General features: G+C 41.6%; 21 protein-coding genes. 10 read left to right on the plus strand and 11 right to left on the minus strand.

The genetic code is table 11. The features are described from left to right. Positions 1–436 precede the first annotated feature (436 nt). A complete protein-coding gene (locus FD716_RS17600; protein WP_139853523.1) occupies positions 437–1,372 on the minus strand; it encodes a LysR family transcriptional regulator in 936 nt (311 codons plus the stop codon). Between the two features lie 90 nt (positions 1,373–1,462). Between FD716_RS17600 and FD716_RS17605 the strand changes: the two genes are divergently transcribed. Further along, positions 1,463–2,653 (plus strand): MFS transporter, encoded by a 1,191-nt coding sequence (locus FD716_RS17605; RefSeq protein WP_139853524.1) that lies wholly within the window; start codon positions 1,463–1,465, stop codon positions 2,651–2,653. A 182-nt stretch (positions 2,654–2,835) separates the two neighbouring features. Here FD716_RS17605 and FD716_RS17610 read toward each other — a convergent pair whose 3' ends face one another. The 3 genes from FD716_RS17610 to fahA are packed head-to-tail and all read right to left on the minus strand — an operon-like array spanning position 2,836 to position 5,362. Next, positions 2,836–3,408 carry a VOC family protein gene (locus FD716_RS17610; RefSeq protein WP_139853525.1) on the minus strand — a complete coding sequence of 191 codons (573 nt, stop codon included), beginning with the start codon at positions 3,406–3,408 and terminating at the stop codon, positions 2,836–2,838. A 15-nt stretch (positions 3,409–3,423) separates the two neighbouring features. Further along, positions 3,424–4,062, minus strand: coding sequence for a maleylacetoacetate isomerase (gene maiA / locus FD716_RS17615; RefSeq protein WP_139853526.1), 639 nt, complete (start codon positions 4,060–4,062; stop codon positions 3,424–3,426). Between the two features lie 16 nt (positions 4,063–4,078). Next, entirely contained in the window at positions 4,079–5,362 is a 1,284-nt protein-coding gene (gene fahA, locus FD716_RS17620; protein ID WP_139853527.1) for a fumarylacetoacetase, read from the minus strand. Positions 5,363–5,588: 226 nt separating this feature from the next. On the opposite strand from fahA, the gene FD716_RS17625 reads away from it, so the two are divergent. From FD716_RS17625 to FD716_RS17640, 4 genes are all read left to right on the plus strand, one after another. Next, positions 5,589–6,365, plus strand: a complete 777-nt coding sequence (locus FD716_RS17625; RefSeq protein ID WP_139853528.1) for an IclR family transcriptional regulator — start codon at positions 5,589–5,591, stop codon at positions 6,363–6,365. Between the two features lie 425 nt (positions 6,366–6,790). Next, a complete protein-coding gene (locus FD716_RS17630; RefSeq protein ID WP_139853529.1) occupies positions 6,791–8,092 on the plus strand; it encodes an MFS transporter in 1,302 nt (433 codons plus the stop codon). 105 nt (positions 8,093–8,197) lie between these two features. Then, a complete protein-coding gene (locus tag FD716_RS17635; protein ID WP_139853530.1) occupies positions 8,198–9,415 on the plus strand; it encodes an OprD family outer membrane porin in 1,218 nt (405 codons plus the stop codon). Between the two features lie 429 nt (positions 9,416–9,844). Continuing rightward, positions 9,845–11,161 carry an MFS transporter gene (locus FD716_RS17640; RefSeq protein WP_139853531.1) on the plus strand — a complete coding sequence of 439 codons (1,317 nt, stop codon included), beginning with the start codon at positions 9,845–9,847 and terminating at the stop codon, positions 11,159–11,161. A 66-nt stretch (positions 11,162–11,227) separates the two neighbouring features. Here FD716_RS17640 and FD716_RS17645 read toward each other — a convergent pair whose 3' ends face one another. After that, positions 11,228–11,956, minus strand: coding sequence for a siderophore-interacting protein (locus FD716_RS17645; protein ID WP_171477070.1), 729 nt, complete (start codon positions 11,954–11,956; stop codon positions 11,228–11,230). Positions 11,957–11,963: 7 nt separating this feature from the next. Further along, positions 11,964–12,116 carry a hypothetical protein gene (locus FD716_RS18950; protein WP_171477071.1) on the minus strand — a complete coding sequence of 51 codons (153 nt, stop codon included), beginning with the start codon at positions 12,114–12,116 and terminating at the stop codon, positions 11,964–11,966. Between the two features lie 89 nt (positions 12,117–12,205). Here FD716_RS18950 and FD716_RS17650 point away from each other — a divergent pair, with 89 nt between their 5' ends. Then, the gene (locus FD716_RS17650) at positions 12,206–13,126 is read left to right on the plus strand and encodes a LysR family transcriptional regulator (RefSeq protein WP_139853533.1); all 921 of its coding nucleotides are present in this window, start codon (positions 12,206–12,208) and stop codon (positions 13,124–13,126) included. Positions 13,127–13,396: 270 nt separating this feature from the next. Here FD716_RS17650 and FD716_RS17655 read toward each other — a convergent pair whose 3' ends face one another. From FD716_RS17655 to FD716_RS17665, 3 genes are all read right to left on the minus strand, one after another. Further along, positions 13,397–13,591, minus strand: a complete 195-nt coding sequence (locus FD716_RS17655; protein WP_139853534.1) for a hypothetical protein — start codon at positions 13,589–13,591, stop codon at positions 13,397–13,399. Between the two features lie 206 nt (positions 13,592–13,797). Next, the gene (locus FD716_RS17660) at positions 13,798–14,517 is read right to left on the minus strand and encodes a fimbrial biogenesis chaperone (protein WP_139853535.1); all 720 of its coding nucleotides are present in this window, start codon (positions 14,515–14,517) and stop codon (positions 13,798–13,800) included. Positions 14,518–14,535: 18 nt separating this feature from the next. Continuing rightward, positions 14,536–15,069 (minus strand): fimbrial protein, encoded by a 534-nt coding sequence (locus FD716_RS17665; RefSeq protein ID WP_139853536.1) that lies wholly within the window; start codon positions 15,067–15,069, stop codon positions 14,536–14,538. Positions 15,070–15,905: 836 nt separating this feature from the next. Here FD716_RS17665 and FD716_RS17670 point away from each other — a divergent pair. The 4 genes from FD716_RS17670 to FD716_RS17685 all read left to right on the plus strand — a co-directional run bounded on the left by FD716_RS17670 (position 15,906) and on the right by FD716_RS17685 (position 20,296). Continuing rightward, positions 15,906–17,021: an NAD(P)-dependent alcohol dehydrogenase gene (locus tag FD716_RS17670; protein ID WP_139853537.1), complete on the plus strand. Its 1,116-nt coding sequence runs from the start codon at positions 15,906–15,908 to the stop codon at positions 17,019–17,021. 72 nt (positions 17,022–17,093) lie between these two features. Beyond that, positions 17,094–18,404: an NAD(P)-dependent benzaldehyde dehydrogenase MdlD gene (mdlD, locus tag FD716_RS17675; RefSeq protein WP_139853538.1), complete on the plus strand. Its 1,311-nt coding sequence runs from the start codon at positions 17,094–17,096 to the stop codon at positions 18,402–18,404. A gap of 369 nt (positions 18,405–18,773) precedes the next feature. After that, the gene (locus tag FD716_RS17680; protein ID WP_139853539.1) at positions 18,774–19,325 is read left to right on the plus strand and encodes a Crp/Fnr family transcriptional regulator; all 552 of its coding nucleotides are present in this window, start codon (positions 18,774–18,776) and stop codon (positions 19,323–19,325) included. A gap of 65 nt (positions 19,326–19,390) precedes the next feature. Beyond that, complete coding sequence (locus FD716_RS17685) at positions 19,391–20,296, plus strand: NAD(P)-dependent oxidoreductase (RefSeq protein ID WP_139853540.1); 906 nt, start codon at positions 19,391–19,393, stop codon at positions 20,294–20,296. Between the two features lie 128 nt (positions 20,297–20,424). On the opposite strand, the gene glmS is transcribed toward FD716_RS17685, so the two are convergent. Together glmS and glmU are read right to left on the minus strand one after the other, a co-directional pair. Next, complete coding sequence (gene glmS / locus FD716_RS17690) at positions 20,425–22,263, minus strand: glutamine--fructose-6-phosphate transaminase (isomerizing) (RefSeq protein ID WP_139853541.1); 1,839 nt, start codon at positions 22,261–22,263, stop codon at positions 20,425–20,427. Between the two features lie 12 nt (positions 22,264–22,275). Next, positions 22,276–23,640: a bifunctional UDP-N-acetylglucosamine diphosphorylase/glucosamine-1-phosphate N-acetyltransferase GlmU gene (glmU, locus tag FD716_RS17695; RefSeq protein ID WP_139853542.1), complete on the minus strand. Its 1,365-nt coding sequence runs from the start codon at positions 23,638–23,640 to the stop codon at positions 22,276–22,278. Positions 23,641–23,660: the final 20 nt, after the last annotated feature.

Consider the following 23,660-nt stretch of genomic DNA (forward strand, 5'->3'; position numbering starts at 1 on the left):
TTTTATTTTTTAAATTCAAAAGACTGCTTACTTTAAATTCATTGTTTTGAATTCAAACAATATAAAAACCAGTCAAGTGACGTAAAGTTAAATTCATTACTTTGAATTCAAATACACTGTCGGGTTTTGAGACTTGGTCATTGCGTGTGATGCAAAACTTATCCACAGTGGCAGATACGCACATGTTTTGAATTCAAAGCCAATCGTTCAGCCATCAATCACATAACGCCAAGTCGGCAGACTTTGAATTCAAACTAAATTCATTTGTCGATCATGCTTTTTCAAGGAGAACATCGCTTGAGAAAAGGGGCACAATCATACCCATCTCAATTTAAATGCAAAAGCCATAATCGCCACGACAAGCCAAATTTCAACCATTCAGTCCAATACTGCATAGTGCTTAAACAAAATGTCGAAGCAAAAGCAGAACTTCAGCTTATTCTTGAGCCATTTCCCAAATCGGTTGACCTTGCCAACGCTGTTCAATAAATTGCAGCAAACTTTTTACTTTTAAGGAGAGGTGACGTTTAGACGGGTAGACCGCATAAATCGGCTGAATTAAAGGTGCTATATCCTGCAAAATAGGGATTAAACGACCTGCTGCCAATTCTTCACTAATCAGAAAAGCACCGATTTGTGCAATGCCAAAATGGGCGAGTGCCGTATCACGCAAAGCTTCAACATCGTATAAACGAATCCGACCATAGGCCGGATACTCCACATCTCGCCCTTGCACGTAATAGCGCCAAGGGGTTGCTCGACCTTGGTGTAAATAAATCAGCTGTTGGTGTTCGGCCAAATCTTCGAGAGATTTTGGCAGACCATGTTCAGCTAAATATTGCGGTGAGGCACAGCTAATCAATTGATGTGTCGCTAAACGTTGCTGAATCAAACTGCTGTCTTGTAGGCTGCCAAAACGAATCGCCAAATCAATTCCATCATGAATCAGATCCAAATAGTCATCGGAAAAAATCACTTCAAGATCAATTGCAGGATAGCTGGCTAAAAAATCGCGTAAAACGGGCATCACATGCAAACGACCAAATGCAACCGGTACAGTAATTCTTAAACGGCCCGTTGGCGTCTGATGTCGTTTTAAAATCAAATTTTCAGCATCAGCCACTTCCTGCAGAATGCGTTGGGCTGACTCATAGAATAAAGTGCCTTCATCACTCAAACTCAAGGTGCGGGTCGTACGATGAATCAGGCGACTACTCAGATGGGTTTCCAAACGTTGAATACTTTTTCCGACAGCAGAACGCGATAAATTCAATAATTCTGCGGCTTTGGTAAAGCTGCCACTGTCTGCAACCCGAATAAAAATTAAAATATCAGAGAGATTATTTAAATTTTCACCAGCATGATTCGCCACTTTTATTCCCCAATGATGCAACACAATTCCAGTTTATCAAGCAGCAAGGTTTAAGTATATTGCTGCTGGCATCCTCAATTGAAGAGAAAAATGAGTATAGAAGCACAGGTTGAATCAAGCCCACCTCTTGGTAAAAAAGCTTGGTTATCCGTTATTGCTGTTGCACTGGCAATCTTTGCCGTGGTCAGCGCAGAAATGCTCCCAATTGGCTTACTCACACCAATTGCCCACAGCTTAGATCAATCTGTTGGACATGCCAGCTTAATCATCTCACTGCCATCCTTGGTGGCAGCGATTACCGCACCTTGCGTGGTGTTGATATTTAATCAAATCAACCGACGTAAATTATTCCTATTATTTATGCTGCTGTTACTCGGTTCAAACCTCATGGCAGCCACCGTTACCGAGCTATACTGGCTGCTGTTTGCCCGGGTCTTGTTTGGTATTTCGATGGGCGGAATCTGGGCATTGGCTGGGAGCCTCGCAGTCCGTTTAGCCCCACCAGGCCATGCAGGTCTGGCGACCTCGATTGTTTTTAGCGGGATTGCTGCAGCTTCAGTGTTGGGCGTACCGCTTGGTGTTTATTTAGGAGATCTATTCGGTTGGCGGTTGGCCTTTATTTGTGTGGCAGCGTTGGTCGGGGTGGTGTTGGTCTTATTGTATTGGTCTTTACCCTCACTGGCTGTCAATGAAACCAATACTCTGTCGTCAAGCCTGCAATTGCTCAAGCAACGCAATGTCCTCATCGGTTTAGCGCTCACTTTGCTGATTGTCACAGGGCACTTTGCCGCCTATACCTTTATCCGCCCGTTGCTGCAATCATTGGCACAGTTTTCGGATCAGTATATTGGTGGGCTCCTTTTGGTTTACGGGCTATTTGGGATTTTGGGTAACTTTATTGCGGGATACACGATTCAAAAATACTTGCCGCAAAGCTTATTTTGTATTGCCATTTTACTGGCGATTTCGATGGCACTCTTTGTACTTTTCGGTCATTCACAAGGGATGAGTATTTTCTTGTTATTGCTCTGGGGTGTTTCCTATGGTGGGGTATCCGTTGCAGTGATGACCTGGATGTTCCGTGCCGCACCGACCCAAATTGAAACCGCAACCGCATTTAATATTTCAATCTTTAACCTCTCGATTGGGCTGGGTGCTTATATTGGTGGGGTGCTATACGACAGCAACGGTATTTTGAGTAATCTGATTCTTGCTTGTGTACTCACAGCTGCAGCAGCCATGTTGATTGTATTTGGCTTACAAGCCAAGTCACAGCATTAAGTGAACAGCTTGAGCTGCTGGTCATAACCAATGCAAAAAAATAGATCCATGTCTTCTGATATGAATCTATTTACCTAAAAATACAGGTTAAGGTGTAAATTGCCATCAACTGCAACTTGGTACGCTAGCGTTGATGGTCTTGGTCTGATCTAGATCTAGTGCTGCTGATTGAGCCTTGTGGCTTAATCGGCTTTTGCAGATGCCGAATTGTTATCTAACTCAGCTGCATGCAAGAAATGCGTATGCGTAGGCGCACGTTTGGTTTTAGACCATTCCTCAAGCATTTCTTGTTTAATTTCTTCGGTAATCAACGCAATTTTTTCAGGCGAGGTCGCATCATCATAGGTCAATTCAATACGGTGACCATTTGGATCGAAGAAATAAATTGAATGGAAAATACCGTGGTTGGTTACACCAAGTACATTTACGCCATTGGCTTCCAAATGTGCTTTCGCAGCAAGTAATGCAGCACGATCTTTGACACGCAAAGCCAAATGTTGCACCCAAAGTGGAGTATTTTCATCACGGCCCATTTCAGGTTGATTTGGCAACTCAAAAAAAGCCAAAACGTTACCATTGCCCGAATCTAAGAAAATATGCATATAGGGATCAAAGGCTTTGGTTGAAGGCACATGGTCTTCTGCAAAGGCTAAAATGAAATCCATATTCAAATTTTGCTTATACCATTCAACCGTTTCTTTCGCATCTTTACAGCGATATGCAACATGGTGAATTTGTTCTATTTTAAAAGTCATCATCAATATCCTTATTTAACTTGCATCAATTTGTGCTTCTGGCGCTGCCTGCTGAAAAGCATCGAGTGTCATACAATGTTGATAAATCGATTCAATTTTAGGAAAGGCCGATACATCAATATTGAAGCGTTTTGCGTTATACACTTGTGGGATCAAACAACAATCTGCAAATGTCGCTTGTTCACCAAAACAAAATTGCCCATTCGATTCAGTCAATTGTGCTTCTAGACTGCGCATCCCCAATTCAATCCAGTGCTTATACCAAGTCGACTTTTCCCCCTCAGAAAGCGCGAATACATTTTGTAAATACTGCAAAACGCGCAAATTGTTCAGCGGGTGAATATCACAGGCAATATTCTGGGAAAATGCCCGAATCAAAGCCCGCTGCTGAATCTGCTTTGGCAACAATGCCGGCTCTGGATATTTTTCATCTAAATATTCCAAGATGCTGAGCGACTGGCTGAGCGCAAAAGTATCATCGATTAAGGTCGGCACCAGTTCACTGGCATTGAGTTGACGGTATTCAGCACTGTGCTGTTCACCGCCATTTTTAACCAAATGTACGGGTACAATCTCAGCCGGAAGTCCCTTTAAATTCAGTGCAATACGTACTCGGTAAGCGGCTGAACTGCGAAAATAACTATAAAGTTTCATCTCGACCTCACGGTTCTTATTCACTAAAGTTGAATTCAACCGCAGGAAGGACTTTGCCGGTTACTTCACCAAAACCAATGCGTAAGCCATCTTTCTGACAATAACCTTTCATGATTAAAGTATCGCCATCTTGGATAAAGCTCCGTTGCTCACCATTCGATAGCGTCAATGGCTTGGTATTATTCCAAGTGATTTCAAGCATCGAACCATACGAATCTGGCGTTGGTCCTGAAATCGTGCCTGACCCCATCAAATCACCGACTTGTAAGTTACAACCTGCAATGGTGTGATGCGTCAATTGCTGTGCCATTGACCAGTACATATATTTAAAGTTGGTGTTGCTGATTACATCGGCTCGATCTTGATTGGCTGCTTGCAATTCTGCTGATAAATGAATGTCATAGCTGTTGCTCGACAAGTCTTCACGCAAATATGCCAGCGGCAAGGGTTCTTGGGTCGGTGAGTTGGTTTTAAATGGCTCAAGTGCTTCTAAAGTCACAATCCACGGTGAAACAGAAGAGGCAAAAGTTTTGGCATTAAATGGCCCAAGTGGTACATATTCCCACTGCTGTAAATCACGCGCAGACCAGTCATTGAACAGCACCATACCGAAAATATGATCCCATGCATTTTCAATCGCGACAGGTACGCCTAAGGCATTCGGTTGACCAATAATAAACCCAGTTTCTAATTCAAAATCGAGCTTTCGGCAGGCAGAAAATACTGGACGTTCTTGGTCTGGAAATTTGATTTGCCCTGATGGGCGAACCACATCGGTGCCACTTACGACCACTGAACTGGCGCGGCCGTTATAACCGACAGGCAGTTCTGACCAGTTGGGTAAAAGTGCATTTTTAGGATCACGGAACATACAACCAACGTTGGTGGCGTGTTCTTTAGATGAATAAAAATCGGTATAACCAGGAATATGCACAGGCAAATGCATGACAACATCAGCTTGTTTTAAAAAGACTTGTCCGCGGAGTGCTTGATTGTCTCTCAGGATTGGATTGTCGCTTGAGAGTAAATCTTGGAGTTCAGCACGAATCTTTGACCAGTTTGCTTTGCCCGTTTCAATAAATTTATTCAAGGTTGGCTGATTAAAATAATATTCACCCGCTTTAATTTCGAGAAAACCATTGGCTTCTAGCACAGCGAGATCAACCACCCATTCTCCTAATGCAACACCAACGCGAGGCGCTGCATCTGCTCCGTGGCTAAAAATACCGTAGGGCAGGTTCTGAATCGGGAAGTCAGATTCTGGGGTGACCTGTATAAATGATTGTAATAGGTTATTCATCTCAGCAGTCCTTACTTTGGAAATTTATTCGCTTTGAAATTATCATACTGATTTTTTCATATTACGCAATACATAACCAACTTACAAAATACGTAATTTAAAATAAACGGTTTTGTTGGCTTCGCTTTAAAAATAACTTTGGACTTTGAAATCTTTTGATTGTTCAGTAGTACAATGCGAACTATTTTTATATTTTTAATCTTAAAAGTTAGCATAGGGCAGTTCGATGGCGATAGACGCAGAAAAAGTTCAGGGTGGGGTGCAATCACTCGAAATTGGGCTCACCGTTTTAGATGCCCTGATGATTAAAAATACCCCATTGATGCTCAAGGAGCTGGCTGAAATCTTGTCGATGCATCCGGCTAAAGTGCATCGCTATGTGGTGAGTTTGATTCGAAAAGGCTATGCCAAACAGCTCGATGATGGTCGCTATAGTTTGGGTGACCGCGCCCACTATTTGGCCCTCAATACCCTGAAACGCAACGATCTGCTGCAATCAATTCAAGATTTAATTATTGAAATTCAACTGCACTTAAATTGCAGCGTGCATATCAGTAAATGGCTCGGAGACAATGCGGTGGTGGTACAGTCTTTGGAGTCTAGCCATCCAATCAATATCATTACCCGGGTCGGTTCACGTATGCCGTTATTGGATTCAGCAACAGGACGTTTACAGGCCTGTTATCAATCTGAAAAAATCATTCGTCCCTTACTTGAAAAAGAATGGCGTGAACAACCAAGTTCACGCAGAGCACTACAAAGCTGGGATGATTTTCTAAAATTAAAAGCGAAAATTTTAAAACAAGGCTATGCGGTGGTGCTTGGAGAAATGCTGATGGGCATCAATGCGATCAGTATCACCATCTTAGACCACAACCAAGAATTGGCTTATGTGGTGACATGTATTGGTACGCATGATCACTTACCTGAACAACGCTTAGATGAAATCATTCAGTATCTGCTGTCCATGCAAGCAAAAATCCAAAATTATATTCAACACTGATCGAACCAAACTCACCGATACAGCGCTCATCTAAAATGGATGAGCGTCTTCAATTGCGCCATGCCGTTCAACAGCTCAAAACCCAAATCACCTAAAGCTACAAGCGCTGGATTTCAGCGTCATCACCCTACCGTTTTTGATAAAAAATCATATGCTTTTAAATATGAAATCGATATTTCTCGGCAATTCCTCATGCCTAAAAATGCAAAAAATAGTGTTTTAGACAGCCTTTAGCAATCGAATACCATCGTAACCAATTGTTTTATATTAATAATAAAGACTAAAAACGTTCTTTCTTTAAGCAGTTGTATTTTTTCAACTTTATGAATAACATATCAAATTACGGATAAGGGAACTCAAATTACGCAATATGTAATTATGGGGATTAAAATAATTGGTCTTGTAACCGCGTACAAGGAATGACCATGAAAGAAGTTGTATTAAACGATCTGATTGATCAGCAAAAGCTCGGAGCGTATCAAAAATTCATTTTGATCGTCTGTCTGTTGCTTATGATTATGGATGGTTACGATATCCAAGCCATGGCGTATGCCGCGCCAATGGTAATCGATGCTTGGAATGTTGAAAAAGCCATGCTCGGTGTTGTGTTCAGTGCCAGCTTATTCGGCCTATTCCTCGGCTCTCTGCTATTAAGTTCTTTATCGGATCGCATAGGCAGACGACCAATTCTGCTGTTTTCGACCTTTGCATTTTCCATCCTCATGCTCGCCACACCGCACGTTCAGAATATTGAACAATTGGCTGTCATTCGCTTTATTACAGGGATATTCCTTGGCGGCATCATGCCCAATGCCATGGCTTATAGTGCCGAAATTGTTCCGCAAAAATACCGTATTCTGACCATGATGATCGTTTCCTGTGGTTATACCGTCGGGGCAATGCTCGGTGGTGGTATTTCAGCGCTGTTGATCCCAATTGGTGGATGGCCTGCAATTTTTTATTTTGGCGGCATTATCCCACTGATTTTATTTGTGATTATGTGGCTAAAAATGCCTGAGTCGCTGCAATTCATGGGCGCGAATGGCAAAAGTGATCATAAGGTCGTGCACTGGTTACAACGCTTCTATCCAGCATTGAATTTAGCCAACAATACGAAAGTGATCATTAATGCTGACGTTGAAAGCAAAAAATCACCGTTGGATCTGTTTAGAAATAAACGTGCATTTTTCACGTCATCTATTTGGATTATCAGTATTTTAAACATGATCAGTTTGTACTTTTTGGCAAACTGGTTACCAACGCTTGCCAAAGAATCTGGTTTGACCTTAAACCAAGCCTTACTGATCGGCTCAACCCTACAATTGGGCGGTACGCTCGGTAGTATCTGGATGGGTCTAAAAATCAGCAAACTTGGTTTTTATAAAGTATTGGTGCCTGTGTTTATTGTGGCCGTTGCCAGTGTTGCACTGATCGGTTATGCCGTCGATCATCTGGCGCTGTTATTTGTGGTGGTATTCATTGCAGGCTTTGCCATTGTCGGTGGACAACCCGCAATTAACGCACTCTCTGCCAATTTCTATCCATCCTCATTACGCACCACAGGGGTGGGCTGGAGTATCGGTATTGCACGTTTAGGTTCGGTTGTTGGACCACTATTCGGCGGTTACCTCTCTCAATCCATTCATATCAGTAACCTCTTTGTGATCGCAGCAATTCCATCGCTCTTGGTGATTGGCATGCTGATGGTACAAAAAAAATATAAATAATTAAGCATATTTGATAGGCCAAAGTGTAGGAAAAATCACTTTGGCCTTTGAATTTTATTTTTCATTTTTTCTGCTTCATTTCATCTTAACGGATAGCATACGCATATGAAAAAAGGACTTTTTTACACGCTTTCCACGCTCAGCTTCATGTTGTCTGCCGAGCTGCATGCCCAGGAAAGTAAAGATCACTGGCTGCTCACATTTCGCAATGCTTATATCGATCGCAATTATGAAGCGCTACCAGATGCTGGCAGTTGGTCACAAGCAGCTTCATTATTTTATACATCGGATCTCTATGACACTCCATTGCAGCTTGCAAACCAGCCGATTCAAATCGGTGTTGATGCGTCTGCCCAATATGCGGTGCGCTTAAGTGGCGATAAGCATGTAGATGATGTTTCGCTCCCATTTAAAAATGGATCACAAGCTTCGGATCAACTGAAGTATGGCGGCACCTTAAAAGTTGCCTATGACAAGACCATGTTACGCGTGGGAGAGCTCTGGCTTGATACCCCAATCACTGCCGTCGATAAAAGCCGTCAGTTATGGACCTCGTACTGGGGCGCAAACTTAAGCTCACACGTGACAGATAAACTTAAAGTAGAGTTGGGCCGTGTCACCAAAGTCTCCGCTCGAAATGGCGAAGATTTTGAGAAGTTTTCGATGAATCGAGGGGCAAATCAATCGAGTGGGCTGAATTATTTGGATTTACGCTATCAGCTCACCCCGAGCATCAAGGGTGAATATTATTTTGGTCAGATGGAAGACCTCTATCAAACCCACTATGTCGGACTAGAACACCTTTGGAAACCAGAGACCTTCACGCTTCAATCTAAATTGAAATATTTCACCAGCAAAGAAGATGGTTCGCAAATTAAAGTCGACAGCCAAAATTTTGGGATCATTGAGACCTTAAGTGTTCAGAAACATCGGTTCAGTTTGGGCTATCAACAGTTCTTCGGTGACACCGCCTATCCTTTAATGGATGGTTTCTTGCCTGAAACCTATATGGTGAATTGGAATGTGACACCTTTTGTAAAAAAAGATGAAAAGTCTTATCACGCGATTTATCAATATGACTTTAATGACTATGTTGCTGGTTTATCTACGATTTTAAAATATTCTTATGGTCATGGTTTTAAGGATGCCAAAGGGCGCAACAACAAAGAAACCGAAGCCATTGTGATCCTCAATTATGCATTTCAACAGCCTTATCTCAAAGGGGTCAGTGTGCAAGCGGTGAATATCAATTATGACAATAAACATGGCAACAATGATTTTACCGAGAACCGCATCTTTGTGAATTATCAAAAAGCTTTCTAAAACTGCAATCGATCCATACTGACTTTTCCTTCGGGCAAAGTCAGTATGCCGCTAAACACAACAGCCTTTACTAACCCCGATCACTTCAAGCATCGAATAATTCAAACCTAAGAACAAAAGTAGGGTTAATTTTATACAGTCAGTAATTCAAATTCATTGGAAAATGCTTTAGTTTTAAGACACTTTCAAGCTTTTAATTCAACAATACTTTATTTTCATTGCAAAAATACATCATTTTTTTTGAACTCAATATTTGATTTCACTCAACCTAAATGACGGGTTCTTTATATCAATAGATTTAAATAGCATTTTTCTGATGCATTTCTTTATTCGTCATCATCTCATCTTATGCCGATCATAACCCACTTGATCACCCAGCAGCGCAGAGATAGCCAGCATGACTTTTATAAGCAGGTAATAATAATTCGTATGAAAGACATCATATTAACTGATCTGATTAATCAACAAAAAGTGGGAAGATCTCAAAAATTTATTCTGAGCATCTGCCTGTTATTGATGATCATGGATGGCTATGACATCCAAGCCATGGCTTATGCAGCGCCCATCATCATCGATATTTGGGAAGTCGAAAAAGCCATGTTAGGGGTGGTGTTTAGCGCCAGCTTATTGGGTCTTTTTATCGGATCGCTTGTGCTCAGCTCACTGTCTGACCGCTTTGGCAGACGTCCAATTCTGCTTTTTTCCACCTTGGCTTTTTCTGTACTGATGCTGGTCACACCGCATGTGCATACGATTGAGCAGTTGGCAGCAATGCGCTTAGTGACGGGTATATTCTTAGGTGGCATCATGCCGAATGCCATGGCCTATAGTGCAGAGCTCGTCCCATATAAATACCGTATTCGCACCATGATGATCATCTCATGTGGTTATACCGTGGGTGCTATGCTTGGCGGTGCGATTTCGGCCGTATTGATTCCAATTGGCGGATGGCAAGCAATTTTCTATTTTGGTGGCATTATTCCATTGATTCTATTTGCGATCATGTTTTTTAAGCTGCCTGAATCACTGCAATTTTTAAGTACACATCCTAAAAATGATCGCAGCATCATACGCAACCTAAAGCGCTTCTATCCAAGCTTAAACCTCGATGAAAATCGTAAAATTTTCAGAAACACAGCGCCCGAAGCCAAGCAGTCACCTTTGGATCTATTTCGAAATAAGCGTGCATTTTTCACGTCCTCCATTTGGATTATTAGTGTTCTAAATATGATCAGTTTGTATTTCTTGGCGAACTGGTTACCGACACTGGCCAACCAATCTGGCCTCAGTCTGAATCAATCCTTACTGATTGGTTCAACGCTGCTCTTTGGTGGGACCTTCGGTACGCTTTTAATGGGCTTTAAAATCGACAAATTCGGCTTTTATAAAGTATTGCTGCCTATATTTGTGCTGGCCGTTGCCAGTATTGCCATGATCGGCTATAGCGTTAATCATCTCAATTTGCTGTTTGTGGTGGTATTCCTCGCAGGCTTTACCATTGTGGGCGGACAACCTGCGATTAATGCACTCTCCGCAAGCTTCTATCCTGCATCCTTGCGTACAACAGGAGTGGGCTGGAGTATTGGCATCGCACGTTTGGGTTCGGTGATTGGCCCGTTATTAGGTGGATATCTGTCTCAAAGCATGAGTATAAATCACTTGTTTTTGGTTGCCGCAGTTCCGTCGCTATTGGTGGTTGGCATGCTGTCCATTCAAGCCAAATATAAACAACCTGCAAGCACTTAAACCTTAAAGCCCAAGTGACAGCATCATCACTTGAGCTTGCATCAATGCTTCGATCAGTAATTGGGTTTAATCACGATAATCATGCTCCCCCAGTTTCCAATAGCCTTTGCTGCTGATTTTAGCCGGATTTAAGTTTTTGCTTTCCAACCAAAATGCCCTCCAACTTTTCACCCAACGTGCTTCACCGGCAATCCACACTTGGCCATTGCCTCGCAAGGCATTTATATCCTTGATGATATAGTTTCGATTGGCATTCATTTCTGGTCGAACAGCCAAGGTTCTCCAACGGATTTTCATGCTAGCTTTGTTGTGAATGTCTTGCTTATCACTCAAGGCGTCTACTACAAAGAACGCGCTGACTTTCAAGTGCGCGGGTAGGGATTCTATAATCCGAATCGCAGCAGGTAATGCCGTTAAATCTGCGGCGATCCAGAGCCATTCCGAATCGGGTTCCAACACAAAACCTGCACTGCGAGGTCCTGCAATATTGACACAATCCCCCGGTTGGCAATGGCGTGCCCACGCTGATACCGTTCCCGTTTCACGGTCATTGCCATGCATCACAAAATCAATGGAAATGGTAGATTTAACATGGTCAATATCACGCAAAGTATAGGCACGACCTTTAATGCCTGGTGGGAAAATTTTAATCCAAGCTCCCGCGACTTGAATACCAGGGCTGGATAACCAAGCACTGAGTTCTGGTCCACCGAGAACCACGCGGCGCATATGGGTTGTCACTTGCGTCGCGGATAACACAATGCAGTTCATTTGTGGTTTCTGTTTCTCAAGCATCATTGTTCTACTTACCTGTTTCAATCTGATGCAGCCCAGCGCTTGGAAGCTTAGCGGCTCTGCGATGGACTGCTTTTAAAATACGATTAAAGCTGCCGAAATGGCGGCTAAAATAAAGTGGATATTGCATTTTAAAGCCATATTGACGCATGTAATTCATGAAAATGGTTCCCATAAGAACTTGTTTTCATTATCTGTAATCTTTAGGATTGCATATATAGACTAAGTGGTAAGGAATACTTGCAAAAAATGCAATCCATGGACTTAAACTTATTAATGGCGCTTGATGCCTTACTCACAGAAGGCAGTGTGACCGGTGCTGCGGAGCGCTTACAACTGAGTGTTCCAGCCATGAGTCGTACCCTTGATCGGATTCGAAAAATGCTTGGCGATCCGTTATTTGTCAGAGCTGGTCGTGGTTTAGTTCCTACACCTCGTGCTGAACAGCTCAGAGAACCGGTCCATTTATTAATCGCACAAGCACAGCAACTGCTGGCCAAAGAACACGATTTTGATGTACATGCGATGCGCCGAGTATTTACCATTCGCGCAGATGACGGTGCAGTGGCGTTGCTCGCGCCCTTAATCATTGAAAAAATGGCACAACTCGCCCCGCGATCGACCATCCGTTTTATTGGCCAAGGCAAACAAGATGTGATCGCACTTCGAGAAGGTAAGGTCGATTTAGATATTGGCGTGATTGAAGATTTGGGCCCAGAAATTATGCGCCAAACACTCTTTCAAGATCGTTTTATTGCTGTTTTCCGTCAGCAAAATCCGCTCTCAACACATGCAAATTTAACGGCTGAAGCCTTGGCACAAGCCCAACACGTGACGGTTTCACGTCGTGGTTTACTCAGTGGTCCGGTCGATATTGCTTTGGCCAAAGTTGGATTATCTCGACATATCAATGCGGTCACTCAATCCTTTGCAGAGGCGATTCTTATTACACGTGCCACCAATTTGGTGGCAACTGTCCCTGATTTACTCACCCTCGCCATGCGAGATGAAATGCAACAACGTGCGCTGCCATTTGAAACCCCATGGGTTACCATTTCGCATGCATGGCATCCACGTTTCAATAATGATTATGAACACAAGGTTTTAAGACAAATCGTTTATGAAATTTGTCATGAGCCACAGTTTAACCATCAAAGCCTCGACGCTTAGAACGCAACATCACCATTTTATCCCCCCATATCTCGCCCATAAAAAAAGGCTGAACCCTATTTAAAAGGTTCAGCCTTTTTGCCCATTCATATGCTTATTTGCATGCTTTAATACGCATTATTGAATGGGGCTTTTCGTCAAAGTAATCGCAATTACTTCTGAGCTTTCAACTCTTTTTTGAGTTGTTTTACTTTGCTTTCATGTTTTGAAATTTTTGCAAGACGTGCTTTGATCTTCTGTTTCAACGATTTTACTTGCTTAGACATAATGTCACTCCTTGGTTTGAGTATCAGTACTTTGATGATATTTCACAAAGTTACGGATAAATTTTCTTAATTCACGTGCCGCACTGGTATCAAGTTCATCACACAAACTAACGAACTCATCACGTTCAGCGCTATTGATGCGAATTAAGAGCTGTCCATCTTTTTTGCTCGCCTTGGTTTTTTTGGGTAAATCAGTCATCGCTTCTTTCTCCCAACCAAGGTAACAACCTAAAATGTATATACATCATATATACCTTTTTCATTAAAAGCAACCATTAGATTCTTATCGATATTTTACATCGAATATCTAAAAATCTGAAAATTGTTGCAACTTATCGATCAAAGGCACCTACAAATCGGCAATTTGATGATTTTTGGAATATGTGGCTTGAACTTTATTTGGCGCTATTGAATAACCGTAGAAAATATTTCTGAGCTGCCATTGTCGTTAATCACCTCATAACTGATCTGTTGATTTTGTTGTAGATCGAGTTCGGACTGACGTAGTTTTTCAGATGAAAATGGAGCAATCATAAGTGAGGTGTTGTAATTTTTCTGCTTACCCACAGCAAGATAAATCAATTTATTTAAACTTATGTAATACGGTGATGGATTTGATATTTCTACGGCTTGCAGCGTTGACTGATATTTAAAGGTTAAAGATTTGAATGCCGTTTCCAATGACGGCTTTAAACCTGTCGGTCGATAAAAAAGCTTAATCCGACTACGAATGGAAATTCTGAGTTTATTCTCACCCACTTCTGCTTGAGCTATTGGTGGAATATCTAAAATATTAAACCAAAATAATGATTCCTTATCCTGTGGAAGCAGAGAAACTGCTTTAGGAATGACTCGAAGCTGCTGACCTTTTTTCGGCTCAAGCCGTGTTAATGAGGGGATGACCATTAAAGGGAGCTGCGGATTCTCCAGAATGATCTTTGGATCCCCATCATCAAGCCAAGCCTGAATTAATGCAGGTTGATCACCAATATTATTCAATTGCACACTGACACTTTTGGCCGTAGAGGGAAAGATGATACGCGTTCCAGCAATGGTTACATCAGCAATCGTAGTCGTCGCAACTAAAAATAAAGTGATGCCATATAAAATAGGTAAAAGGCTCACATCTACTCTCCGGCAGAATTATTTATAGATGATCGTATAATTAACATCACTGACCACATCACCCGCAGTCGCTGCTCCAGCTGAATAATACTGCGCATAATATTTATAGGCGCTATCCATCACTTTAGTTGATTGCTGAGTGCCCCAGTTTTCTGTCAAATTTATCGGTCTTTTTTCATTGGACAATAATCGAACTTCAACATTCTGAGCATCACCGCTATTTTTTAAACGACCATCAGCATGAAGTGATGGGTTATTCGGCTCAAAATAAATACCTGCAACTTTTGTGGTCACGTCACATTTTTCATTTTCAGCAGATGTAATGGTGATATTAAAAGCAGTATCTCCAACCGTACTGCCGATGGTAGATAAGGTCGGTGGATTAACGCTCGGTAAAATAACGCTGCGGGTTGCACTTGAAGACGTATTAACACCTGCCACACAAGTTTCATCAATGACTTGGCCCGAAAATCGAACCATACCTGTCGTTGCAAATGCTTGTGAAGCAGCAATAAATGCTGTTGAAGCGATTAGAATTTTAATTATTTTCATGATTTATTCCTATATATTCTCAAAGTTAAATTAATTTTTAAAGCAATAGATCCAATTCAAGAAAATTTATTATAGTGTGTTATTGATTAAAAAAGATACAGATTCAACCAAACAAAACCAACTAAACATAAGTTACTTAAATGGTATGATTACCTATTATTAATAGTTTGATTTTAATTAAGTTAAATAAAAAAAATAATAATATTAAAATAATTTATGTTTATTGTTTTTTATTAAAAAAACATTAAGCAAACACTGTATACGCAATAAAACATTCTTAAGAAAAGCATGCCGTTACTCTATAATTCTCACACGCCAAAAGACCATTAATTAATCAACTTAAAATAAAAAACCTAAAATGATGAATCAATATTTTTTTCTAAAATAAGTAGATAAAATCTTTGATTGGCATCTTTAATACTATTTTATTCAAATCAGGTTTCTAAAATAAAATATGAAAAATGACTCTTAAAATACAGTTTATCAATTTCGTTTAGGCAACTAATATAGTTAATCGCCGTCATGCGCAATCTTTCAATCACTCAAAAATTGTATCATTCGGCACAAAATAAACAAATTACTTGCCTATCTCTACATCCAAGTTAAGTTTTTATTGAGAATAAAAAGCATACTTTAAACACGCTAAAAGAGAAAAATGAATTATTTTATATTTATTGAATTGTGATTCACTTTTTTAAAATTTCCTGTATGTTAATTATTCAATGTCATTTAGTTTAAATCTAATTTTATCAATCCAACGCAATACACAATTAGATAAATATATGACATTTATAATTATTTATACATTGCCTTCATAGCTCAAGGAGAGTGCTTACATGAAAGTCAAAGCTGCAGTCATTTCGGAAATCAATCAAGCTTATCGCTTTGAAACATTAAATCTTGCCGAATTAAAGGACGATGAGGTTCGGGTTAAAATTGTCGCCACAGGCATCTGCCACTCAGATGATGCATTACGTTTAGGTCATGCGGGCTTTCCTTTTCCTGCTGTTTTAGGCCATGAAGGGTCTGGTATTGTCGAAAAAGTGGGGTCTGCCGTAAAACATGTGCAAGCAGGCGATCATGTGGTTTTGGCTTATGCCTATTGTCATCATTGTGAACATTGCTCAGAAGGAATTCCTGCCGCTTGTCAAGACTGGCTCGAATTAAACTGGGGTTCTGTACATAGCGATGGTTCGCCATTTTTTACCCGTGATGACGGTAGCGTCGTCAATAACTTTTTTCATCAATCCTCATTTGCCAGCCACACCAACGTTAAGGAAAGTAACGTCATTAAAGTCTCAAAAGACTTGGACTTACGTTTGCTCGGGCCATTAAGTTGCGGTCTCATGACGGGTGTTGGCACTGTGATAAATGGTCTCAAGGCCAGACCAGGCTCAAGTATTGCAATCTTTGGTACAGGCGCCGTTGGGCTTGCGGCAATGATGGCAGCCAAGATTAGTGGTTGTTCAACCATTATTGCGGTCGATATTCATGATGCGCGCTTAGAACTCGCCAAAGAATTGGGTGCAACCCATATTATTAACAGTAAAAATAGTGATGCTGCTGAGCTGATTCGTGAGATTACCCAACAAAAAGGCGTGAATTATTCAGTGGATACCACTGGTGTAACAGTGGTGATGAAAACTGCTTTAGATGTGCTGGCAATTCGTGGTGTGACCGCACCGATTGCTGTGACCAACCAAGAACTCACCATCAACACCTTAACCGATTTAGCCCTTTCCAGTAAAAATATGATTGGCGTACTGATGGGTTCAAGCGTGCCCCAATTGAGTATTCCTAAAATGCTCGAGTTCTTTAAAGCAGGCCAATTCCCATTCGATAAGCTGATTAAAATGTACGACTTTGATGATATCAATCAAGCCTCAGCCGACTCACTCAGTGGTAAAACCATTAAGCCTGTTTTGATTGTCGACAAAGACTATCGCGTTTAATCCAGCCAACCTCCAAACAAGATTTAAGACTAAACAAGATTTAAAATTAAATAATAGTAGGGATTTAATATCATGAGAATGACCGAAGACAGTACAATTCAAACGATTTTTGATAAACAAAAGCAGTTCTTTAAATCCGGTAAAACCAAAGAACTCGCCTTTAAAAAGCAAAGCCTACAGCAATTAAAACAAGCTGTTCTCGACTTTAAAGAAGAGATCTATGTCGCCTTAGATCTCGATTTAGGCAAGTCTAAAGACTTTGTCGATCTTTCAGAAATCGGGGAGGTGGTGACAGAAGTCGATTTTGCCTTGGCACATATTGATGAATGGGTGGTGCCTGAAAAAGTCCCAACCTATGCACTGTTAGAACCAGGTGAATGTTTTATCGAACATGAAGCCTATGGGGTTTCTTATATTATTTGTCCCTTTAACTATCCGGTAAACCTGGCCTTTGCACCTTTGGTTGCCGCGATTGCAGGTGGCAATACCGCCATCATTAAACCATCAGAATCAACTCCTGCAACCTCGGCAGTGATTGAGAAAATCGTAAAAGCCACCTTTGCTGAAGAACATGTGGCGGTAGTACAAGGTGCGCAAGAGGAAAATACCTTCTTACTCAGCCTGCCTTTTGATTTTATCTTCTTCACTGGTAGCCCGGGTGTGGGTAAAATTGTGATGCAAGCGGCAGCTAAAAATCTGACCCCATGCGTACTCGAACTGGGTGGCAAAAGCCCATTGATCGTGATGCCAGATGCAGATTTGGAACATACCGTCAACCAATTACTCTTTGGTAAATTCGCCAATAGTGGTCAAACCTGTGTTGCACCGGACTATATGTTCGTGCATGAAAGCGTTAAACAGGCGTTACTCGAAAAATATGTTGCGAGAATAAAACAAGATTTTCCTAATATTGATTCAAATGGCAAAATCATTACCTCCAATCAAGTCAAGAAACTCGCAAGTTTGTTGGCACAAACCCAAGGCCAAATTTTGGTGGGTGGTGCATCCGATGTAACACAGCGTTATGTGCAAGCAACAGTGGTTGACAATGTGGCGTGGGATGATGCCCTAATGCAAAGCGAGATCTTTGGCCCGATTTTGCCTGTAATGAGCTTTAGCGATATCGATCAAATTATTGCTGAGATCAACCATTATCATCCAAAACCATTGGCTGCCTATGTATTTACCAAAGATGTGACTGCTGGCCGTCGGATCTTGTCTGAAATCCCTTCAGGCGATGCCATTGTGAATGGCGTGATGCTGCAAGCCTTCTCGCCATATTTACCTTTTGGTGGCAATGGCACATCTGGCATTGGTGATTATCATGGCTACTTTGGTTATTTGGCCTTTACTCACCGTAAGTCTGTGATTGTCTTTGCTTAAAGTCATGGTCGAGTAAAGTTATTAAATAGCGTGATTGATAAAAGCCCCCATAGGTTGTAATGCTAGTCAGTTAAGGGCTTTTGTGGTTTAAAAGCACCCTCTTCCCACTTGCGGAATATATTCCTCATCCCAAAGGGAGAAGGGGCTTTCAGACATCATTGATCAATCAAAAATAGCTGTATTTGTCTTAACTGACTGGCATTACCCATAGGTTGGACACAACTTATGGGATTTATGACTTCTGATCTAGAATAGGTGACATGACTCCAGTAATTTCTTCACCTCCCCATAGAAAATCCAGCGCTGTTAAATATATTCAGCTTATGCCCTGTGATAATCTATCTCGATGCTAAAACCTTGGCTAAGCAGATGAACCCCATTCTTTTAGAATATCCAAAACTTTTACAAACTGGGCGTATCGCTTTTTTCAAAAAGAAAACCACGCTACTCAATGAAGGCGAGATCTGTCATCGGGTGTTTATGATTGAAAAAGGTTGTGTGCGATCTTGGTTTAATCATGATGGTAACGATGTCACCTTCCAGTTTTTTTTTGAAGGGGATATTGTCACTTCTTTTGAAAGCTTAAAGAATGATCTTCCTGCTCTATATAATATTGAAACACTGACTGAAGTACGGCTCAGGGTCATCTCTAAAAAGGAATTATTTGATTTAATTCATCGTGATTTAGAAATAAAAAATAGCGTAGATCATTACATCACGGAGCGTTTGTATCATTATCAAAAGCTATTTATCTCACGTATCAAAAATAATCCGCAGCAAAGATATGTGGAACTCTTAAATGAAAATCCAGATATTTTCGAAAAAGTCCCGCATCATTATATTGCGACCTACCTTGGCATAACCCCGGTGTCATTAAGTCGAATTAGAACAAAAAACAAGTCATCCATTAACATAGGTTAAGGCGTTAAATCACCGATTCTATAAAGTGCGTACATCACATTCATTTAATCAAAAGTGAGTACAGCATGAATAAACAATCAATGAGAATCGGATTTATTGGCCTTGGAAAAATGGGATCTGCCATATGTGCGAATATCCAAAATGCGGGTTATGACGTCACGGTTTATAATAGAACGGTGTCAAAAACCAAGCCATTTGAACAAGCTGGGGCTCAAGTCGCTTTGACGATTCAAGCACTTGTTGAAAGCTCCGATATTATTTTTAGCAGCCTGTTCGATGATCGTTCAGTGCTGGATTTATGTCATGCTGATGATGGCTTACTTGACTCAATCACCCCAGAAAAAATCCATATCGGATTAACGACTATCCTGCCTGCAACCGCTGATATATTACAGTTGGCGCACGCAGAAAAGGGGTGCCACTATATTTCAGCACCCGTGGTTGGACGCCCTGATTCGGCTGCTGCTGGAAAACTAATTACTTTTCTAGCGGGTGAGGCATTCATCATCAATCGGATGCAGCCCATTATCGCCTCATACAGCATCAAGCAAATTCTGGTCAGTGATACTGCTGGTGCCGCCAATAGCATGAAAATATGTGTCAACTATATGGCGATGACCCAACTCGCGATGCTTGGCGAGGTTTTCACCTATGCAGAAAAAAGCCAACTCGATCAAGCACAAGTGCTCACCATTTCAAAAATGTTTTTTGCAGGCAATCAGGCCATGATTGAATATGCGGAAAAGATAGCACATCGAGATTTTGATACAGTCGGTTTTGATCTTTCAGCAGGTTTAAAAGATGCATTAATTTTTGATGCAGCATTTACCGCTTGCGGGGTAAAACCTTCTGCTATTTTAGGCGCAAAAGATAACTTGGTCGCAGCCAATGCCAATGGTTTGGGGTACAAAGACTGGAGTGCCTTAACTGAAATATCACGCAAACTTGCGGGTTTAAACGATGCGTCATGAGTATTTAACGCGTTAGTACGGGGTAAAGGTGTCTGTGCAATAAAAAACACCGCTCAAGCATCCAGCCTGAGCGGTGTTTTTGTTTTCGCATTTAGACAGCACACTGACCCTGTCTAAACCAACTCAACTTATTCTACAGTGACCGATTTCGCCAAGTTACGTGGTTGATCCACGTCTGTACCACGCAATACCGCCACGTGATACGACAATAGCTGTACAGGGATGCTATACACGATTGGGGCTAACCAGTTGCTTACGCTTGGAATTTTCACCACATGTTGACGGTCTTGGCTTTGAATACCGCTATTTTCATCGGCGAAAACAAATAATTCACCACCACGTGCTTGGACTTCTTCCATGTTAGATTTTAATTTATCCAACATATCGTCCTTCGGTGCCAAGATCACCACAGGCATATCGTTGTCGACCAATGCCAATGGACCATGCTTCAGTTCACCTGCAGCATAGCCTTCAGCGTGAATATAAGAGATTTCTTTGAGCTTTAAAGCACCTTCCAATGCGATTGGAAATTCAGTGCCACGACCTAAGAATAAGCAGTGATTTTTTTCAACAAACAATTCAGATAAACCCAAGATGCTCGCATCTTTTTGCAGCGCGGCCAAGATTACTTTAGGTAAATGCCATAGATCAGCCGCGATTTCAGCTAACACCGAATCTGCAAGTGTTTGCTTCACTTGACCAATTTTCAGTACCAACAACATCAAAGCAGTTAACTGTGTGGTAAAGGCTTTGGTTGAAGCCACGCCAATTTCAGGGCCAGCCAATGTCAACAAATGATGATTGGTTTCACGCACCATTGATGAGGTCGCGACGTTACAAATGGTCAAGGTCGAAATCATCAGATGCTTCGCAGCAGCGCGTTTCTGGGTATCACGCAGGGCGGCCAATGTATCAGCGGTTTCACCTGATTGAGAAATACAGATATAGAGTGTGCGGTCGACAATCACTGGTGAACGGTAACGGAATTCACTGGCGATTTCGACTTGGCAAGGCAAATCAATCAGTTGTTCAAACCAATATTTCGCAATCATCCCAGCGTGATAACTGGTCCCACAGGCAATAATTTGAATTTGCTGAATTTGATTAAAATCAATAACCGCGTCTTTTAAGAAGTCTTCACGTAAGGCATTGCCATTTAATGCTTGTGACAAAGTTTGTTGAATCGCTTCAGGCTGCTCATGAATTTCTTTGAGCATATAATGTTTATAGTTGCCCTTAGAGGTGTTGGTCACCGTCGCATCAAGCTCTTTCACTGGACGTTCAACCAGTTGGCCTTGGACAAACACTTCAATTTTTTCACGAGTCAACAGTGCGATATCGCCTTCTTCAAGGTACATAAAGCGGTTGGTCACTGGAAGCAAAGCCAATTGATCCGAACTAATAAAGTTTTCACCAATTCCGACACCAATCACCAAAGGCGAACCTTCACGGACTGCAATCAATTCATCAGGATAATCACTGTGTACGATACCCAGTGCAAAAGCACCTTTAAGCTTCGGCACAATTTGTTCAACCGCTTGCAACAGTGGTGCACCAGATTTCAGTGCTTCGGTAATGAGATGTGCAACCACTTCGCTATCTGTTTCAGAACTAAAATGATAGCCAAGTGCAATTAAATCTTGTTTTAATTCTTGGTAGTTTTCAATGATGCCGTTATGTACCACAGCCACCTGATCAGAGACGTGTGGATGGGCATTATTTTCAGTCGGTTTACCATGAGTCGCCCAACGGGTATGCGCAATACCCAGTGAACCCAAGATTTGTGCTTCAGTCACTGCGCTTTCTAAGTTCACAACTTTACCGACACGGCGTTCACGTAAAATCTGACCTTGGCCAACCAGTGCAACGCCTGCAGAGTCATAACCACGGTACTCTAGACGCTTCAATCCTTCGATTAAAATATTTGTAATACTACGTTCTGCAACGCCACCAACGATTCCACACATAAATCTATCCTGTTATTTTTTGACCTTTTGGGGACGTTGATAATTTTCTTTTGTCATTTGTTTCGCACGTTCAAATGCTAAACTTTGATCAGCAACATCATGAGTAATCACCGAACCAGCACCAACCGTTGCACCATTACCAATTTTAACTGGCGCAACCAAGGAGCTATTCGAACCGATAAAGGCATCATTGCCAATTACCGTTAGATATTTGTTGGCACCATCATAATTACAAGTAATGGTCCCAGCACCGATATTTGAGTTTTCACCAATCTCAGCATCACCTAAATAGGTAAAGTGATTGGCTTTAGAACCCAAACCGACACGGCTATTTTTAACTTCAACAAAGTTGCCAATATGCACTTGATTGCTAAGCACTGCACCTGGGCGCAATCGTGCAAAAGGCCCAATCACCGCATCTTCACCAACAATCGCATCTTCAAAAATGCTATAGGCTTTAACTTTGGTGCCTACAGCAATCTTGGTGTTTTTGATGATGCATCCAGCACCAATTTCAACCCCATCGCCAAATTCACATTGGCCTTCAATAATGACGTTGATATCAATGCAGACATCAAAGCCCGCTTTCAACTCACCACGTAAATCAAAACGAGCAGGGTCAATCAAATGTACCCCTTGCTGCATCAATTGTTTGGCTTGAAAAAGTTGAAATTGACGTTCCAGTGCCGCCAATTGACTACGATCATTAATGCCTTCAACTTCAAATGCCTGTTGCGGTTGAATCGATGCGATCTCAAGACCATCGGCCAATGCCATCGCTACAATATCAGTCAGGTAATATTCACCTTGCGCATTATCATTGCTCAGCTTAGGCAACCATTGATGCAATTTGGCATTACTGACACAGTAAATACCAGTATTAATTTCTTGAATTTGGCGTTGCTGCTGATTGGCATCTTTATGCTCAACAATGGCTTGGATTTTCCCATCATCACGCACGATACGACCATAACCACTGGCATCATCTAGGGTTAAGGTCACAATCCCAATCCCCGTTTTAGATGAGGCATCGAGCAAACGTTGCAGCGTATCGACGCTAACGCAAGGGACATCACCCGATAAAATCAACGACATCCCGTCTTGTGCTAAAACAGGTAAAACCATTTGTACGGCATGTCCCGTACCTAATTGTTCAACTTGTTCAACCCACTGAATTTGTTCTTGTGAAAAAGCCTGTTGAACTTGTTTACCACCGTGACCAAAAATGGTCAGAATTTTATCTGCTTGAATTTTTTTTGCGGTCTCAATGACATGCGCAAGGAGTGGACGACCTGCTAAAGGCTGAAGTACCTTGGGCAAAAGCGAACGCATTCGTGTTCCCTTACCTGCAGCAAGTATAATGACGCTCGTCGACATATTACACCTTTGTTATGTGG

The organism is Acinetobacter pullicarnis (assembly GCF_006352475.1).
Lineage (GTDB): Bacteria > Pseudomonadota > Gammaproteobacteria > Pseudomonadales > Moraxellaceae > Acinetobacter > Acinetobacter pullicarnis.

What these genes read in the sequence shown, in the direction of transcription:
- FD716_RS17605 (WP_139853524.1), top strand. Translation starts at nt 1,463, where the DNA reads ATGAGTATAGAAGCACAGGTTGAATCAAGCCCACCTCTTGGTAAAAAA.
- FD716_RS17610 (WP_139853525.1), bottom strand. Translation starts at nt 3,408, where the DNA reads ATGACTTTTAAAATAGAACAAATTCACCATGTTGCATATCGCTGTAAA.
- maiA (WP_139853526.1), bottom strand. Translation starts at nt 4,062, where the DNA reads ATGAAACTTTATAGTTATTTTCGCAGTTCAGCCGCTTACCGAGTACGT.
- fahA (WP_139853527.1), bottom strand. Translation starts at nt 5,362, where the DNA reads ATGAATAACCTATTACAATCATTTATACAGGTCACCCCAGAATCTGAC.
- FD716_RS17625 (WP_139853528.1), top strand. Translation starts at nt 5,589, where the DNA reads ATGGCGATAGACGCAGAAAAAGTTCAGGGTGGGGTGCAATCACTCGAA.
- FD716_RS17630 (WP_139853529.1), top strand. Translation starts at nt 6,791, where the DNA reads ATGAAAGAAGTTGTATTAAACGATCTGATTGATCAGCAAAAGCTCGGA.
- FD716_RS17635 (WP_139853530.1), top strand. Translation starts at nt 8,198, where the DNA reads ATGAAAAAAGGACTTTTTTACACGCTTTCCACGCTCAGCTTCATGTTG.
- FD716_RS17640 (WP_139853531.1), top strand. Translation starts at nt 9,845, where the DNA reads ATGAAAGACATCATATTAACTGATCTGATTAATCAACAAAAAGTGGGA.
- FD716_RS17645 (WP_171477070.1), bottom strand. Translation starts at nt 11,956, where the DNA reads ATGCTTGAGAAACAGAAACCACAAATGAACTGCATTGTGTTATCCGCG.
- FD716_RS18950 (WP_171477071.1), bottom strand. Translation starts at nt 12,116, where the DNA reads ATGAATTACATGCGTCAATATGGCTTTAAAATGCAATATCCACTTTAT.
- FD716_RS17650 (WP_139853533.1), top strand. Translation starts at nt 12,206, where the DNA reads ATGCAATCCATGGACTTAAACTTATTAATGGCGCTTGATGCCTTACTC.
- FD716_RS17655 (WP_139853534.1), bottom strand. Translation starts at nt 13,591, where the DNA reads ATGACTGATTTACCCAAAAAAACCAAGGCGAGCAAAAAAGATGGACAG.
- FD716_RS17665 (WP_139853536.1), bottom strand. Translation starts at nt 15,069, where the DNA reads ATGAAAATAATTAAAATTCTAATCGCTTCAACAGCATTTATTGCTGCT.
- FD716_RS17670 (WP_139853537.1), top strand. Translation starts at nt 15,906, where the DNA reads ATGAAAGTCAAAGCTGCAGTCATTTCGGAAATCAATCAAGCTTATCGC.
- mdlD (WP_139853538.1), top strand. Translation starts at nt 17,094, where the DNA reads ATGAGAATGACCGAAGACAGTACAATTCAAACGATTTTTGATAAACAA.
- FD716_RS17680 (WP_139853539.1), top strand. Translation starts at nt 18,774, where the DNA reads ATGAACCCCATTCTTTTAGAATATCCAAAACTTTTACAAACTGGGCGT.
- FD716_RS17685 (WP_139853540.1), top strand. Translation starts at nt 19,391, where the DNA reads ATGAATAAACAATCAATGAGAATCGGATTTATTGGCCTTGGAAAAATG.
- glmS (WP_139853541.1), bottom strand. Translation starts at nt 22,263, where the DNA reads ATGTGTGGAATCGTTGGTGGCGTTGCAGAACGTAGTATTACAAATATT.
- glmU (WP_139853542.1), bottom strand. Translation starts at nt 23,640, where the DNA reads ATGTCGACGAGCGTCATTATACTTGCTGCAGGTAAGGGAACACGAATG.